Source organism: Streptomyces sp. NPDC050548, assembly GCF_044457385.1.
Lineage (GTDB): Bacteria > Actinomycetota > Actinomycetes > Streptomycetales > Streptomycetaceae > Streptomyces.
The window spans coordinates 415,323-431,338 of sequence record NZ_JBITGV010000003.1; the positions used below are offsets into that span (position 1 = coordinate 415,323).

General features: G+C 69.8%; 15 protein-coding genes. 7 read left to right on the forward strand and 8 right to left on the reverse strand.

The features are described from left to right. Nucleotides 1–31: 31 nt before the first annotated feature. Nucleotides 32–604, forward strand: coding sequence for a hypothetical protein (locus ACIBJH_RS12070; protein ID WP_399116724.1), 573 nt, complete (start codon nt 32–34; stop codon nt 602–604). Here ACIBJH_RS12070 and ACIBJH_RS12075 read toward each other — a convergent pair. The 4 genes from ACIBJH_RS12075 to ACIBJH_RS12090 form a co-directional block, all read right to left on the reverse strand. Continuing rightward, on the reverse strand, nt 601–1,605 hold the full coding sequence (locus ACIBJH_RS12075) for an LLM class F420-dependent oxidoreductase (RefSeq protein WP_399116725.1): 1,005 nt from the start codon (nt 1,603–1,605) through the stop codon (nt 601–603). The two genes, ACIBJH_RS12070 and ACIBJH_RS12075, sit on opposite strands and share 4 nt — an antisense overlap. A gap of 116 nt (nt 1,606–1,721) precedes the next feature. After that, on the reverse strand, nt 1,722–2,522 hold the full coding sequence (locus ACIBJH_RS12080) for a hypothetical protein (protein WP_399116726.1): 801 nt from the start codon (nt 2,520–2,522) through the stop codon (nt 1,722–1,724). Nucleotides 2,523–2,738: 216 nt separating this feature from the next. Next, nucleotides 2,739–3,245 (reverse strand): hypothetical protein, encoded by a 507-nt coding sequence (locus ACIBJH_RS12085; protein WP_399116727.1) that lies wholly within the window; start codon nt 3,243–3,245, stop codon nt 2,739–2,741. A gap of 54 nt (nt 3,246–3,299) precedes the next feature. Then, on the reverse strand, nt 3,300–4,208 hold the full coding sequence (locus ACIBJH_RS12090) for an N-acetylmuramoyl-L-alanine amidase (protein WP_399116728.1): 909 nt from the start codon (nt 4,206–4,208) through the stop codon (nt 3,300–3,302). Between the two features lie 113 nt (nt 4,209–4,321). On the opposite strand from ACIBJH_RS12090, the gene ACIBJH_RS12095 reads away from it, so the two are divergent. After that, the gene (locus ACIBJH_RS12095; protein WP_399116729.1) at nt 4,322–5,305 is read left to right on the forward strand and encodes an alpha/beta fold hydrolase; all 984 of its coding nucleotides are present in this window, start codon (nt 4,322–4,324) and stop codon (nt 5,303–5,305) included. Nucleotides 5,306–5,307: 2 nt separating this feature from the next. On the opposite strand, the gene ACIBJH_RS12100 is transcribed toward ACIBJH_RS12095, so the two are convergent. Continuing rightward, entirely contained in the window at nt 5,308–5,958 is a 651-nt protein-coding gene (locus ACIBJH_RS12100; RefSeq protein ID WP_399116730.1) for a class I SAM-dependent methyltransferase, read from the reverse strand. A gap of 94 nt (nt 5,959–6,052) precedes the next feature. Then, nucleotides 6,053–7,786 carry an MFS transporter gene (locus ACIBJH_RS12105; protein WP_399116731.1) on the reverse strand — a complete coding sequence of 578 codons (1,734 nt, stop codon included), beginning with the start codon at nt 7,784–7,786 and terminating at the stop codon, nt 6,053–6,055. A 183-nt stretch (nt 7,787–7,969) separates the two neighbouring features. Between ACIBJH_RS12105 and ACIBJH_RS12110 the strand changes: the two genes are divergently transcribed. The 4 genes from ACIBJH_RS12110 to ACIBJH_RS12125 all read left to right on the forward strand — a co-directional run bounded on the left by ACIBJH_RS12110 (nt 7,970) and on the right by ACIBJH_RS12125 (nt 12,211). Continuing rightward, nucleotides 7,970–9,160, forward strand: a complete 1,191-nt coding sequence (locus tag ACIBJH_RS12110; protein WP_399116732.1) for a lipid-transfer protein — start codon at nt 7,970–7,972, stop codon at nt 9,158–9,160. Between the two features lie 64 nt (nt 9,161–9,224). Beyond that, nucleotides 9,225–10,778, forward strand: a complete 1,554-nt coding sequence (locus ACIBJH_RS12115; protein WP_399116733.1) for an MFS transporter — start codon at nt 9,225–9,227, stop codon at nt 10,776–10,778. A 51-nt stretch (nt 10,779–10,829) separates the two neighbouring features. Beyond that, on the forward strand, nt 10,830–11,378 hold the full coding sequence (locus ACIBJH_RS12120; RefSeq protein ID WP_399116734.1) for a SigE family RNA polymerase sigma factor: 549 nt from the start codon (nt 10,830–10,832) through the stop codon (nt 11,376–11,378). Next, nucleotides 11,378–12,211, forward strand: a complete 834-nt coding sequence (locus tag ACIBJH_RS12125) for a hypothetical protein (RefSeq protein ID WP_399116735.1) — start codon at nt 11,378–11,380, stop codon at nt 12,209–12,211. The genes ACIBJH_RS12120 and ACIBJH_RS12125 overlap by 1 nt, the downstream gene beginning before the upstream one ends. 90 nt (nt 12,212–12,301) lie before the next feature. Here the strand turns inward: ACIBJH_RS12125 and ACIBJH_RS12130 are convergent, their stop codons facing one another. Then, complete coding sequence (locus tag ACIBJH_RS12130) at nt 12,302–12,934, reverse strand: response regulator (RefSeq protein WP_399116935.1); 633 nt, start codon at nt 12,932–12,934, stop codon at nt 12,302–12,304. A gap of 254 nt (nt 12,935–13,188) precedes the next feature. Between ACIBJH_RS12130 and ACIBJH_RS12135 the strand changes: the two genes are divergently transcribed. Beyond that, nucleotides 13,189–14,751 carry an alpha-L-arabinofuranosidase B gene (locus tag ACIBJH_RS12135; RefSeq protein ID WP_399116736.1) on the forward strand — a complete coding sequence of 521 codons (1,563 nt, stop codon included), beginning with the start codon at nt 13,189–13,191 and terminating at the stop codon, nt 14,749–14,751. Here ACIBJH_RS12135 and ACIBJH_RS12140 read toward each other — a convergent pair. Continuing rightward, nucleotides 14,729–16,003, reverse strand: a complete 1,275-nt coding sequence (locus ACIBJH_RS12140) for a sensor histidine kinase (protein WP_399116737.1) — start codon at nt 16,001–16,003, stop codon at nt 14,729–14,731. The genes ACIBJH_RS12135 and ACIBJH_RS12140 overlap by 23 nt on opposite strands. Nucleotides 16,004–16,016: the final 13 nt, after the last annotated feature.

The window sequence follows — 16,016 nt, forward strand, 5'->3', positions numbered from 1 at the left end:
CACCCACTCGGGGAAACCCCCGGAGGATTCCGTGCCCGTACCGATACGGCGCCTCTTCGTGGCGCTCACCCTGTGCTGCGCCCTGCTCGCCGGTGCCACCGCCTGCGGCGGCGCCACCGAGGACGCCACGCAGAACACCGCGGCCGTCGTGGCAGCAGCCGCCACCCCGAGCCCGAGCACCACCGCCGAGCGCCAGAAGCTCGCGAAGACCCGCTTCGTCGCGAACGCGGGGCTCGCCGCCGGTGCGACCTACCAGTGGATCGTGAAGCCCTGGAAGGCCGGCAAGTTCAAGAAGGGTGCGAGTGGACGCAGGTTCGCCCTCGTCAAGGCGGGTCTCGCGGGCGCGTTCGCGTACAACCGGCTCAAGGCGGCCAAGAAGAACGCCCAGGGCGACCCCACGCTCTCCAAGGCACTCGCCCCGCTGACCGCCGGCATCGACTCCCTCAAGGACCTGCCGTCCAAGCTCCGCAAGGGTGACTCGACGGACGCGACGGCGAGTTCCTTCGACGACATCATCAACAAGGTCAAGGACGCCGCGAAGAGCGCGGGCGCCGAGGTGACCGACCAGGTGCCGTCGGCAGGGCAACTGGCGGGCGGCTCCTAGGAGTTCAGCTCTGCCAGCACCCGCAGTGTGTGCGGGTCGGGCGCAAGGGCCAGCAGGTCCGTCACCGGGCCCTTGCGCCACAACTCCAGCCGTTCCGCGATCCGTTCACGCGGGCCGATCAGCGAGATCTCGTCGGCGAACGCGTCCGGCACGGCGAGGACCGCCTCCTCCCGGCGCCCGCCGAGGAACAACTCCTGTATCCGGCGGGCCTCTTCCTCGTATCCCATGCGTGCCATCAGGTCGGCGTGGAAGTTGCGGGCCGCGTGGCCCATTCCGCCGATGTAGAAGCCGAGCATCATCTTCACAGGGAGCAGGCCTTCGGCGACGTCGTCACAGACCTTCACCTGTGCCATGGGCGCGACGAGGAAGCCCTCGCGGAAGTCGGTCGTGCCGTAGACCTCGGGTCGGCTGGGCGACCAGTACAACGGCAGCCACCCGTCGGCGATTTGGGCCGTCTGCGCCACGTTCTTCGGCCCCTCGGCACCCAGCAGGACGGGCAGGTCGGGGCGGAGGGGGTGGGTGATGGACTTGAGTGCCTTGCCGAGCCCGGTCCCGTCCGCGCCCCGGTACGGATGCGCGTGGAACCGTCCGTCCACCTCGATCGGCCCCTCCCGCCGCAGCACCTGCCGTACGACCTCGACGTACTCCCGGGTCGCGGTCAGCGGTGACTTGGGGAACGGCCGCCCGTACCAGCCCTCCACCACCTGCGGCCCCGACAGCCCGAGCCCGAGCATCATCCGTCCGCCCGACAGATGGTCGAGGGTGAGCGCGTGCATCGCGGTGGTGGTCGGCGAGCGGGCCGCCATCTGCGCAACCGCCGTCCCCAGCTTGATCCTTGAGGTCTGGGCGGCGATCCAGGTGAGGGGAGTGAAGGCGTCGGAACCCCACGACTCGGCCGTCCACACGGAGTCGTATCCGAGCCGTTCCGCCTCCTGGGCCAGCGGCACATGGTCGGCGGAGGGCCCGCGCCCCCAGTACCCGAGTGCGAGACCGAGCCGCATAGCGCCTCCACAGTCAGCGATCTGACGGATCGTCAGCAAATCGACGGACGGCTGCGACTGTACGACAACGGCCCCCCACCCGGAAGGGCGAGGGGCCGTGGGAGACGGTGCGGGGCTCAGCCGCGCTGGATCCCGGAGGTGTCCTGCAGCACGCCACGACGGCCGTCCTGCGTCTGCGCGATCAGCGCGGCACCGCGCTGCTCGACGGCCAAGTACCAGGTACCGGGCGCGAGTTCGGCGATCGGCGACGGCGAACCGTCCTCCCCGAACAGCGGCCGGGCCACCGGCACGGCGAACCAGAACGGCGAGAACTCCCCGCCCGGAGGGGGCGTCGGCTGCGGCTGGGGCTGACCGAACGGCTGCGCGGTCCCCGCCTGCTGCGGCGGAGTGCCGTACGTCGGCTGCGGCGCACCGGCGCCCGGGTAGCCGTAACCACCGGGCGGCTGGGCGCCGTAGGGCGCGGGGGCCACGGGCTTGGGGGCCGGGACGAGAGCGGCCTGGAGGGCGGGGACCAAGGGGGTGGCGATGGCGGCACCGGCCAGGACCAGGGTGGCGATCAGGCCGAAGATGAGACCGGAGCCGGCATCGACACCCGAGCCCAACTCGTCGAACGGCCCCACCGGGTCGATGATCGTCCAGAACGCGGTCCACGCGGCGAAGACCGTCAGCGAGACACCGACCTGACCGAGGTCGAGACCGACGACCTTGCGAGGCTGAGGGAGCGCACGGGCGAGAACGATCAAGGCTGCGCCGATGATGCCGCCGACGTACGTGCTCATGACCAGGCCAAGGTTGTCCCAGGCGTTGGGGATGTTGCTGCCGGAGCTGTCGTAGGTGTCGAGGAACGACGCGATGAACAGCAGCACCGCTGCTCCGATCACCACGCCGTCGCCTCTAGTGAGGGAGCGGATATTCACTTCAGCAAGGTCCTTCAGCTCAGTCGTCTCGTCATCGGTGGAGGCGTCGTTGTCACCATGCAGCTCTCATGCCCCGGTGTGAGGCGTGTGGATGACCCCTCATCGTACGGGTGACAGTATCGCTTGCGGGGTTCGGGTGCCCGCCGCTCCGGAGCGGGCTGGGTCACCCGCGCAAGACCCTCACGATTCCTCGCGCCGCCTTCTCGCGCCGGGCGCCTACCGCTGCGTGTACTTGAAGCAGACGCCGATGGGCTTGTAGGCCTTCTTGCCCTTCTGGATGGTGAACGTGTAGCCGTCGAGATACTCCTGCACATCGAACTTCTTGACGGCGTATTTGGTGTAGGCGTCGAGGGTGCCGTACTTGCCGCTCGGCACTTCCTTCGCACCGCTCACCGTGATGCTGTGCGACTTCGTCACGTCCCAGCCGACGCCGGCACTGATCACGCCTTTGGAAGCTTCGATGTGCTTCGAGAGCACGGTGCCGACCGATCGGGTGTCGTCGATGCGCAGCGTCATCCTGCCGCGCCCGGAAGCCGAGGCGATCACCTGCTTACCGCACGCGGTCCCGATGGAGTGGACATTGATCAGCCGCTTGAACGGACCCACGGGCGCGACGTTCGCATGCTCCGCGCCGGGTGCCGCCTGCGCCGAGGCCGTCACGCCCAGCAGGCCTACGGACAGTGAAGCGACAACGATCCCGCACCGAACTGTCTGGAGCTTCAAGTGATCCCCCGTGAGGTGAGTGGGAAGGCTTCATGTGGCGTGCCGTCAAACCACCTAGCCCGCCAGGAAACCGACGATCCCCGCGGAGATCCCCTGTGCCGCCTTCTGTCGCCAGGCGCCGCTCGTCAGCAGTGCGGCGTCGTCGCTGTCGCGCATGTTGCCGCACTCGATGAACACCTTGGGAACCGTCGACAGATTGAGGCCGCCCAGGTCCTTGCGTGTGACGAGACCGGTGCCGTCGCCGACGTAGTTGGAGGGGTGTTCGCCCGTCGCGTGAAGGTAGTCGCTCTCGATGCTCCGGCCGAGGGCGGCGGAAGGGGCGACGATGGCACGGGTGTCGGCGGCGCCGGCGTGGACGGAGGCGGGCAGGATCACATGGAAGCCGCGGTCGCCTGCCGCCGCGCCGTCCGCGTGGATGGAGATCGCGGCGTCCGCGTGCGCGTCGTTGCCGATCTTCGCGCGCTCGTCGACACACGGTCCCCAGGCCGGGGAGGTGCCGTCGTGGGTCAGCTTCACCGTGGCGCCCTGCCGCTCCAGGATCTTCTGCAGCCGGTGGGACACGTCCATCGTGAACTGGGCTTCCGAGTAACCGGAGTTGGTCGACGTCCCCGTCGTGTCGCACTCCTTCCAGTTCGTGCCGATGTTCACCTTGCGGTTGATCTCGGCGGTGTGCTGGAAGTTGGTGATGTTGTGGCCCGGGTCGATGACGACGACCTTGCCCTTGAGGGGTCTGGGGTTCGGCGGCTTGTCGTCGTTCGAGGCGGTGCCCGAGGGGGACACGGGCGCGCCGGACGCCGACGAACCGGCCGCGGTCCCGCCCGAGTCACCCGGCCCACCCACCGCCTCGTACACGAACCACCCGATCAGCGCCCCCGGCACCAGCGCGGCCAGCGCCACGGTCAGGGGCCCTCGACGGAAACGGCGGGGCTGCGGAGGATCAAAGTCCGGACCTACGTACGACACGGGAGCCACCCTAGCCGCCCGACTGTGCCGGTTTGCCGAAGCGGCAACAAGAGTCGTCGGCGAGCCGGGCCGGGGCGCAGGATCACTGGACCAGCCCCCGTCACGGAGGACTCATGACCATGGTCAAGGACGCCGTCCACCGACTCGTTCCCGCTCCCGCCGGCCGTATCCACCTGGTGGAACAGGGCACCGGACCACTGGTCCTGCTGGTGCACGGCTTCCCGGAGTCCTGGTACTCGTGGCGCCACCAACTCCCGGCGCTGGCCGCGGCCGGCCACCGCGCGGTCGCCGTCGACGTACGCGGCTACGGCCGCTCGTCGAGGCCCGAGAACGTGTCGGCGTACCGCATGCTCGACCTCGTCGAGGACGCCGTCGCCGTGGTGCACGCGCTCGGCGAGCGGTCCGCGGTGATCGTCGGCCACGACTGGGGCGCGGGCATCGCCGCCAACGCGGCCCTCCTCAGGCCGGACGTCTTCCGCGCCGTAGGACTGCTGAGCGTTCCCTACACCCCGCGCGGCGGTCCGCGCCCCGGCGAGGTCTTCGCGGGCATGGGCGGGGACGAGGAGTTCTACGTCTCCTACTTCCAGGAGCCCGGCCGCGCCGAGGCCGAGATCGAACCGGACGTACGCGGCTGGCTCGCCGGTTTCTACGCCGCCCTCTCCGCCGGCACCATGCCCGGACCCGGCGCCCCCGACCCGCACTTCGTGAGCCGGGCCGGTGGCACTCTGCGCGAGCGCCTACCGGTCAAGGCCGGGCTGCCCGCCTGGCTGAGCGAGGCCGAACTCGACGTCTACGCGGGGGAGTTCGAGCGGACGGGACTGACCGGAGCGCTCAACCGCTACCGGAACATGGACCGCGACTGGGAGGACCTGGCCGACTTCGACGGCGCGCCCGTCACCCAGCCGTCCCTGTTCCTCGGCGGCTCCCTGGACGCCTCCACCACCTGGCTGGCCGACGCGATCACCGCGTACCCGACGACCCTGCCCGGTCTGCGCGGCTCGCACATCCTGGAGGGCTGCGGACACTGGATCCAGCAGGAACGGCCCGCCGAGGTCAACCAGCACCTGACGGAGTGGCTGGCCGGACTGCCCGGTTGATCTCAGACGCCAGTACCTGTGCGCCGTAGGACCCGAAGCGAGTCCGTCACCGACACCTCCGTGAACGCACCCGATTCCAGGGCCCGTTGGTACACGCGGTACGGGGCCTGCCCGGTGAACTCGTCCTCGGGGTCCGGGAACACGTCGTGGATGACGAGCAGCCCGCCCTCGGCGACATGGGGCGCCCAGCCCTCGTAGTCGGCGTTCGCGTGCTCGTCGGTGTGACCGCCGTCGATGAAGACGAGCCCGAGGGGAGTGCCCCAGACCCGCGCCACCTGTGGCGACCGCCCGACAAGCGCCACCACGTGCTCCTCAAGCCCCGCCCGGTACAGCGTCCTGCGGAACGTGGGCAACGTGTCCATCAGCCCGATCTCCGGGTCGACGGTCTCCGGGTCGTGGTACTCCCACCCCGGCTGCTGCTCCTCACTGCCCCGATGATGATCGAGCGTGAGCACACTGACACCGGCCGCACGAGCGGCATCGGCGAGGAGGATGGTGGACCGCCCGCAGTACGTCCCCACTTCCAGCAACGGCAGCCCGAGCCTTCCGGCTTCTACGGCGGCGGAGTAGAGGGCGAGCCCTTCGTCGACCGGCATGAATCCCTTGGCGGCCTCGAACGCGGCGAGGATCTCGGGCTTGGGTGCCGGTGACATAGGGGACCTCTCGATCAGGGGTACGCGGTTGTCTTTAGGGGCGCGGGGAACTGCGCGACCAGCCCCCACACACCCGCACCCGACAAACTACCGACTACGCGCTGACACTCTCACCGGGCAACGAAAGATCGAGGTCCACGGCAATCTCATCTCCCGCATGCGTCGCAGACGAGGCCAACGGCCCATGTCCCACCGCACGCGCGGCCAACACGTACGCCCCCTCGGACGGCACCGCGAGCACATAACTCCCGTCCTCGGAGGACAAGGTGGCTCCGGCCTGCCGACCACGCCGGTCGATCAGCGTGACCTTCGCACGGGCGACCGGCACGCCGTCGGCACTCAACACCCGTCCCTTGAAGCCCCGCAGAATCTCCTCCGCGCGCTCCAGGTTCGCCTCCTCCTCGCTGCTGAAGTTCAACTGCGGCGCCCGATTCGGCTTCGGGAGGAACAGTGCCATCAACAGACCGACGGCCACCGCACCCGTAGCGATCATGAAAGACACCCGGAATCCATGCATCGTGGGGATCGCGACCCCGCCCACATGGTTCGCGGTGTTGGCCAGCACCATCCCGATCACGGCGCTGGAGACGGACGTACCGATGGACCGCATCAGGGTGTTGAGTCCGTTCGCCGCACCGGTCTCGGACGCCGGCACCGCCCCCACGATCAGCGCGGGCAGCGACGAGTACGCGAGTCCGATACCCGCACCCAGCACGACCGCGATGACCAGGCTCTGCCAGGCCGCGCTCATCAGGCCGATGCCCGCGCCGTAGCCGACGCCGATGATCACCATGCCGATGATCAGGGTGACCTTGGGGCCGTACCTCGCGGAGAGACGGGCGTAGACGGGCGCCGTGAACATCATCGTCAGGCCCAGCGGCGCGACCAGCAGACCGGCGGTGACCATCGACTGGCCGAGGCCGTAGCCGGTGGCCTTGGGGAGCTGGAGGAGCTGGGGCAGGACGAGGGAGACGACGTAGAAGGAGACGCCGACCATGATCGAGGCGAGGTTGGTGAAGAGGACCGCCGGGCGGGCCGTGGTGCGCAGGTCGACCAGCGGGGCCTTCAGGCGCAGCTCCATCACGCCCCACAGGACGAGGACGACGGCCGCCGCGGCGAACAGGCCGAGCGTGGTGCCGGAGGTCCAGCCCCAGTCGCTGCCCTTGGTGATGGGCAGGAGGAAGAGGACGAGGCCGGCGGAGAGGCCGATCGCGCCGAGCACGTCGAAGGTGCCCTCGGCGCGCATCGGGGACTCCGGTACGACGAGGAGGGTGAGGACGATGGCGAGGACACCGAGGCCGGCGGCGCCGTAGAAGAGGGCGTGCCAGTCGGCGTGCTGGGCGACGAGGGCCGCGGCGGGCAGCGCGAGGCCGCCGCCGACGCCGATCGAGGAGCTCATCAGGGCCATGGCCGAGCCGAGCTTCTCGCGGGGCAGCATGTCGCGCATCAGGCCGATGCCCAGCGGTATCGCGCCCATCGCGAAGCCCTGGAGCGTACGGCCCGCGATCATCGTGAGGAGATCGCTGGTGAGGGCGCTGACGAGGGCGCCCACCACCATGATGGCCAGGCTGGTGATCAGCATCCGCCGCTTGCCGTAGAGGTCGCCGAGGCGGCCCATGATCGGCGTGGCGACGGCTCCGGACAGGAGCGTCGAGGTCAGGACCCAGGTGGCGTTGCTGGGCTCGGTGCTCAGCAGCTGCGGCAGGTCCTTGATGACCGGGACGAGCAGGGTCTGCATCACCGCGACAACGATGCCCGCGAAGGCGAGCACCGGCACGATGGCGCCGGACGGCCTCCGTGCGGGCTGGTCGGTCGACGTGTGCGTCATGGAGTGAGGCCTCCAGGCCGTAAGGGTGAGTGATCCGTGCGGGATAAGTGCACGGTAAACCTCGTATGCATGGGCAACTATTCCGATGCTTCGGCGTACTAACGAATCCTTGACCGTCCCATGAATATCTGACCCTCCGTCATCTCTGGCCATTCAATGGAACGTGTTCTAATCTCGCCCGCCATGAAGGCCTATGTCGCCGGCGTCGGGATGACGAAGTTCGAGAAGCCGGAGAGCCGCGAGTGGCAGTACTGGGACATGGTGCGCGAGGCGGGGAACGCCGCCCTCGCGGACGCCGGGATCTCCTACGGCGACGTAGAACAGGTTCCGATCGGCTACTGCTTCCAGCCCTCGACCGCCGGCCAGCGCGCCGCCTATGAGCTGGGTCTCACCGGCATCCCCGTCTACAACGTCAACAACAACTGCGCGACGGGTTCGACCGCCCTGATGCTCGCCCGCCAGCTCGTCGAGGGCGGCGCCGCCGACTGCGTGCTCGCGGTGGGCTTCGAGACGATGAAGCGCGGCGCGCTCGGCGGGGGCACCGACGGAGGCGACTTCGCCACGTCCCCTGTGGCCCGCCACTACGGGATCATGGCCGCCCGGCACGGCTTCGAGATGACCCCGCCCACCGCCCAGATCTTCGGCGACGCGGCCCGCGAACACATGGAGAAGTACGGCACGACCGAGGCCCAGCTCGCCGCCGTCGCCGCCAAGAACCACCGGCACTCCGCGCACAACCCGTACGCCCAGTTCCAGGACGTCTACGACGTCGACGACATCCTCGCGGCCCGGGTCGTCCACCACCCGCTGACGAAACTCCAGTGCTCACCGACCTCCGACGGAGCCGCGGCGACGGTCGTCGTCTCCGAACGCTTCGCGCGGTCAAGGGAGTTGGCCGGACCGCTGGTCGAGATCGTCGCCCAGGCGATGACCACCGACACCGAGGACTCCTTCGCCTCCGGCTCCTGTATCGACGTCGTCGGACAGCCCATGTCCCGGGCCGCCGCCCGCCAGGTCTACGAACGCTCCGGACTCGGCATCGAGGACGTGGACGTCGTAGAACTGCACGACTGCTTCTCGATCAACGAACTGCTGACGTACGAGGCCCTCGGCATGTGCGAACCCAGGGAGTCCGGGAAGCTCGTCGAGTCCGGGGGGACGACGTACGGCGGGCGGTGGGTGGTGAACCCGTCCGGCGGGCTGATCTCCAAGGGACATCCGCTGGGGGCCACCGGGATCGCCCAAGTCGCCGAGCTGGTGTGGCAGTTGAGAGGTACGGCGGGGGAGCGGCAGGTGCCGGGGGCCGAGGTGGGGCTCGCCCACAACATCGGTCTTGGCGGGGCCGCGGTGGTCACGCTGCTGCGGGCGACGTAGGTCTTACGACGGGCCCGTGGCCAGGGCGAAATGCCGATGCAAGGGGCGCGGGCGGGTTGAGAGTATGACAACCATGCCCCGAGCCGCTGATGCCTCCCGAACAGCCCGCCCGCCCCGACAGGGTTCCCCGCGGCCCGCCACCTGGCTGGTCGTGGCGCTCGCGTGCGCCGGACAGTTCCTCGTCGTCCTCGACGTGTCCGTCGTCAATGTCGCCCTGCCGTCCATGCGGGCCGACCTGGGCATGAGCGCGTCCGGACTGCAGTGGGTCGTCAACGCGTACGCCATCGCCTTCGCCGGGTTCATGCTGCTCGGCGGACGCGCCGGAGACCTCTACGGCCGCAAACGGATGTTCCTCGTCGGGCTCGCGCTGTTCACCCTGGCCTCGCTGGCCGGCGGACTCGCCCAGGACGGCTGGCAACTGCTCCTCGCCCGGGCCGTACAGGGACTCGGCGCCGCCGTGCTGGCGCCCTCGACGCTGACGATCGTCACCTCGGCGGTGCCGGAGGGCGCGGCCCGCGCCCGGGCCATCGCCACCTGGACGGCGGTCGGCGCGGGCGGCGGGGCGGCCGGGGGACTCGTCGGCGGAGTGCTCGTCGACACGCTGTCGTGGCGGTGGGTGCTGCTGATCAACGTGCCCGTCGGCGCGGTGGTGCTGGCCAGCTCGCTGAGGTGGCTCCCGGAGAGCCGGGCCGGCGACGGGCGCCGCCTCGACCTGCCGGGCGCCGTCCTGGTCACGGCGGGCCTCGGGGCGCTGGCCTACGGCATCTCGCAGACCGAGGCCGAGGGGTGGACGGCCGCCGCGACCCTGGCCCCGCTGGCCGCCGGACTCGCGCTGGTCGCGCTCTTCCTGGCCGTCGAGGCCCGCACGGCGGCTCCGCTGATGCCGCTCGGGCTGTTCCGGTCGCGGGCGGTGTCGTCGGCCAACGCGGCGATGTTCCTGAGCGGCTCCGCGATGTTCTGCATGTGGTTCTTCATGACGCTGTACGCGCAGAACGTCCTCGGGTACAGCCCGCTGGAGGCCGGGCTCGCCCTGGTACCGAGTTCCCTGGCCGTCCTCGTCGGCTCCAAGTCGGCACCCCGCTTCATGCCGCTCCTCGGCGCGCGCAACGTCGCCGTCCTCGGGACGCTGATCGCGGCGGTGGGCTTCGGCTGGCAGTCGCAGATGACCGCGCGGGGGGACTATCTGACGGAGATCATGTTCCCCGGAATCCTGATGATGCTGGGCGCGGGCCTGACCGCCACCCCGCTCGCCGCGCTCGCCACGTCCGGAGCCGCGCCGGGGGAGGCCGGTCTCGTCTCCGGACTGGTCAACACCTCGCGCACGATGGGGGGTTCGCTGGGCCTCGCCGTGATGTCGACGATCGCGGCGGCGCGGGCGGCGGAGGCCGCGGGCAGCGGCGGGAGTACGCCGGAGGCGCTGACGGAGGGGTATGCGCTGGCGTTCCGTACCGGGGCTGGGGTGCTGCTCGGCGGGGTGGTGCTGATGGCGGTGTGGCTGCCGTGGCGCAGGGCGGCGGTGCCGGCGGTGGCCGCGGTGCCCGCGGCGAGCGCGGACGGCGATGTCGTGGTGGACGCGGCGGACGCCGAGGGCGCGGCTTCCACGAGTTTCGAGAAGTGAGGCAACGATCCGGGCGGCTCATGGACTCCTTTAGACATCTAGGAGGTGCCCATGGGGGATCGCAAGGAGGCTCGGGGGACTCGGGACGACGAGTTCCAGAGCTTCGTCATCGGCCGCTGGCCGCGGTTGGTGCGGACGGCATTTCTACTGACGGGGGAGCAGCACGCCGCGGAGGACCTGGTCCAGTCGACGTTGGAACAGGTCTTCGTGGCCTGGCGCAAGGTCGGCTCGGCGGACGATCCGGAGGCGTACGTACGGCGCGTGATGATCAACGCGCACGCACGCAAACACCGCAGACGGCTCAAGGAGTTCCTGGCCCCGAAGGACGACTCGGGACTGGTGCGCGAGATCGCCGACACCGGTGACCGCATCGCCCAGGCCGAGGACCGCAACGCCCTGCTGAAGGCACTGGCCCAACTGCCCCCGAGGCAGCGGGAGGCGGTGGTGCTGCGGTACTGGGAGGACCTGACCGAGACACAGACGGCGCAGGCCATGGGCTGTTCCGTCGGCGCGGTGAAGAGCAACGCGGCCAAGGGGATCGCGAAACTCCGCGCCATACCAGGACTCGCCGAGACGGTGACGCAGGGAGGAGCGAAGTGATGAGCGCGGACCGGGAGACGAACCACACCATGACGGACAGAGACATCGCCTTCCTGCTGGCCGACGCGGCGGACGAGGTCGAGATCGGCATAGCCCCCTACCAGGCGGTGATCCGCGGCGGCCGTCGCCGCCGGGCCCGCCGCTGGGCGCTCGCCACGGCCGCGGCACTGGTGATCACGGGCGCGTCGGGCACCCTGGCACTGGCCTCGCTGCGCGACAGCGGCGGGTCGGAGGTGACGCCCGCGGTGTCCCAGAAGGCGACCCGGCCGTCGACACCGGAGCAGCGGCATGTGTACCTGCCGCAGGAGACGATGCTCGCGACGGGCACCGACAAGAGCAAGGACTGGTACGTCACGCTCGACGTGTGGGGTGCCCCCCGCACCAAGGCGGAGGCCCAGGCCCAGCTGACCGCCATGTCCATCCGCGGCGAGGAGCCCTGGGACAAGGACAACGCGTCCGCACTGGTCGGCAAGATCACGTACTTCGTACGGCAGTCGTACGGGAGCGGAGGCCCGACTCTCCTGATGGGCGACTCGGCCTCCCCGCAGGACACCATGGCGGGCACGGACCTCAAGTCGGGCGCGTCCACTCTGGACCCGAAGAAGACCGACGGCCCCCAGCGTCTGGTGGTCGGCCAGGTCGCCAAGACCGCGCGGACGGTCCAGTGCAGCTGGAAGGACGGCACGTCCACCGAGGCCCACAGGGTGGCTTCGGGGGCCGACGTCAACAGCGACGAGGCGACGATCCGCCCGGTGGCCGGCTCTCCGGACAACTGGTTCGTGTGCGTCGCCCCGGAGGGGACGTCGTTCGACTCGGTGAAGGTGACGGAGTGACGAAGTAGAAGCTGTCCGGCCGCTCCCACGGCAGGTCCGGGGAGCGGCCGGCGGCACATCGTCCTGCCCGTCCCTTGAGGTGCGTCCGTCCTACAGCCACCCCTGTTGGCGGGCCTCCCGCATCGCTTCCATGCGGTTGCGGGTGGCCGTCTTGCCGATCGCGGAGGAGAGGTAGTTGCGGACGGTGGACTCGGAGAGGTGGAGCTTCGTGGCGATGTCGGAGACCGTCGCGCCGTCCACCGAGGCATTGAGGACGTCGCACTCGCGGGCGGTCAGCGGGTTCGGGCCCGCGCTCAGCGCGGCGGCGGCAAGGGCCGGGTCGATGACCGTCTCGCCGGTGAGGACCCGGCGGATCGCGGCGGCCAGCTCCTCCACCGGGCCGTCCTTCACCAGGAAGCCCGCCGCGCCCGCCTCCATCGCCCGGCGGAGGTAGCCGGGGCGGCCGAAGGTCGTGAGGATCAACACCCGGCAGTCGGGGGCCTGTTCGCGGAGTTCGGCGGCGGCGTCGAGGCCGCTCATGCCGGGGAGTTCGATGTCCAGGAGAGCGACATCGGGGCGGTGGATCAGGGCCGCGTCCACGATCGCGTCACCCCTCCCGACCTGGGCGACGACCTCCAGGTCCGCCTCCATGCCGAGCAGCAGGGCGAGGGCGCCGCGCATCATGCCCTGGTCCTCGGCGAGCAGCACTCTGACGGATTTGGCGGGCCGGTGGTCCCGGGGCATCTCATCCACGGGGCAAGGGTAAGGCCCGGAGCGGTTATCAAAAACTCTTCATTGTTCGCGTCCGTGAGTCTTGACGGTCTCCGGCTGCGGGCAAACAATCGCCTCGGTATTCCGCCGGAGCCATGGAATTTCCCGAACAGAGCCGCTTTCGGAAAACTTTCGACAGTTCGACATTTCGATCGCGAATGGGTTCGGCATTTCGATCGAACGGCGTCCGGTATATCGACCAGCCCCTCCAGAAAAAGAGGTGCACCGTGTTCTTGAGACTCCTCCGCACTCGGCCGCGCCGGCTGAGAAGCGCGACCCTGGCCGCACTGTCCGCGCTCGTGACCGTCCTCGCACTGGCCGTGGGCGTTCCGCAGGCGTCGGCCGCCACCTCGCTCCCGTGCGACATCTACGCCACCGCCGGGACACCGTGCGTCGCCGCGCACAGTCTCGTCCGGGCGCTCTACTCGTCGTACAACGGCTCGCTCTACCAAGTGCAGCGCGCCTCCGACAGCGCCACCGCGAACATCGGGCTGCTGGCGGCCGGGGGATACGCCAACGCGGCGGCCCAGGACTCGTTCTGTTCCGGTACGACGTGCATCATCACCAAGATCTACGACCAGTCCGCGCGCCACAACGACCTCACGATCGAGGGCGCGGGCGGGGCCGGCGTGGCCGATGTCGGGGCGCCCGCGGACGCCCTGCCGGTGACCGTCGGCGGGCACCAGGTCTACGGCCTGGAGATCTCCGCCGGGATGGGCTACCGCGACAACTCCACCTCGGGCGTGGCGACGAACGGCGCCGCCGAGGGGATGTACATGGTGACCTCGGGCACGCACGTCAACGGCAGCTGCTGCTTCGACTACGGCAACGCCGAGACCAACAACCAGGACACCGGCAACGGGCACATGGACGCGATCAACTTCGGCACCGAGTGCTGGTTCGCGCCCTGCTACGGCAGCGGTCCCTGGGTGCAGGCCGACCTGGAGAACGGGCTGTTCCAGTCGGACTCCGGGTACAGCAAGAACACGGCGAACACCGGCACCGGAGCGATGCCTTTCGTCACCGCTTTGCTGAAAAACAACGGTCAGGACCATTTCGCGCTGAAATACGGAAACGCCCAGTCGGGGAGTCTCACGACCACCTATTCCGGCGGTGAGCCCACCACGAGCGGTTACTCGCCCATGCACCAGGAGGGCGCGATCGTCCTGGGCACCGGCGGCGACAACAGCAACGGCTCCATCGGCTCGTTCTTCGAGGGCGTCATGACGGCCGGCATCCCGACGGACGCCGCCGACAACTCCGTACAGGCCAACATCGTGTCCGTCGGCTACGGCGGCTCGACCGGCACCACCGGGACGCTCGCGGCCGGTTCGGAGATCTCGCTGCGGGCGACGACCTCGTGCTGCACGGCCGACTACATCCGCCACCAGAACAACGCGGCGGTCCTCTCGGCCATCACGTCCAGCAGTTCGGCGCTCGACAAGGGCGACGCCACCTGGATCGTCCGCAGGGGACTCGCCGACAGCTCCTGCTACTCCTTCGAGTCGCGCAACTACCCCGGCGACTTCCTGCGGCACTACAACTACCAGCTCTACCGCCAACCCATGGTCGGCACCGCGCAGTTCAGACAGGACGCCACGTTCTGCGCGTCGACCGGCAAGAGCGGCACGGGCAGCTCGTTCGCGTCGTACAACTACCCGACCAGATACCTCCGGCACTACAACTACAACGTCTACATAGCGAGCGACGGCGGCTCGAACGCCTTCGACAGCGCCACCTCGTGGACGGACGACGTGAGTTGGGTGGTCACGGCTCCCTGGGCGCCGTAGCCACCACGGAGGACGTCAAATCGGTTGCCTCCACCGGGAGTTCGGCGGTGACCGTGAAGCCGCCGCGTGGCGACGGGCCGGCGCGCAGGGAGCCGCCCGCCGCCGCGAGGCGTTCGGTGAGCCCCTTCAGACCGGTTCCGCCGATGCCCTCGGCGGAACCGGACCCAGCGGAGTCGCCGGCGCCGTCGTCCGCGACGGTCAGGCGGGCGCGGTCCAGGACGCCGTCGAGGGTGATCTCGCAGCGGGCCGCGCCGCTGTGCCGTACGACGTTGGTCACCGCCTCGCGGACCACCCAGCCGAGCAGGGCCTCGGTCCCCGGGGTCAGGGGTGGGCCGGACTGGCGGACCACCGGGTCGATGTCGGCGGCGGACAACGCGGAGCGGGCGCGGTCGAGTTCGGTGGCGAGGCTGCCCTCGCGGTAGCCGGTGACGGCCTCGCGGATCTCGGTGAGGGCCTGTCGGCCGACGGCCTCGATGTCGGTGATCTGGCCGAGCGCGGCCTCCATGTCACGGGGTGCGAGGCGCCGGGCCGCCTCCGACTTCACCACGATCACCGAGAGGGTGTGGCCGAGCAGATCGTGCAGGTCGCGGGAGAACCGCATGCGTTCCTTCTCGACGGCGCGGCGGGCCAACTCCTCGCGGGCGGCGCGCAGTTCGCGTACGGCCTCGGAGAGGGAGAGGATCGCGGCGGTCACCATCGTCGACAGGAAGGTGCCGTACGCGATGTTGATGGCGGCCGTGCCCGCCCGGACGCCGGAGACGGCACCCGCCAGAGCGGCCAGGGCGATGCCGGTCTTGCCGAGCCACGGGCCGCGCAGTACGGCGCCGGTGGCGAGGCCGAGGAGCGGGAAGAAGTACAGCCAGCTGCCGCCGTAGCCGAGGGCGAGACCGCAGGTGATCAGGCACATCGCGCCGAGCGCCACGCGGGTCGAGAGCGACTCGCGCTTGTCCTTCACGAAGGCGCGGAAGACGACGTTGATGTAGAGGGAGTTGAAGGCGAGCAGGCCCAGGGCGCCGATCCAGGGGTTGGGGGTCTTGCCCTGGAGGAGGTTCGAGAAGGAGCCCATTCCCATCAGCAGCCACGGCAGCAGCGCGAAGCCGGTGGGCGGCGGACCGGGCTGTTCGGGCATCTTCCCGCCGGTCCTGCGGGCCTCCTTCCGTGCGGTCTTGAACCGCTCCATGTCGGCCTTCCAGTCGGCCCGCGCCGCCTGCCAGGCCCGCACCTGACAGGTGATCCCCTGTATCCAGGACATCTTTTTCGCTCCC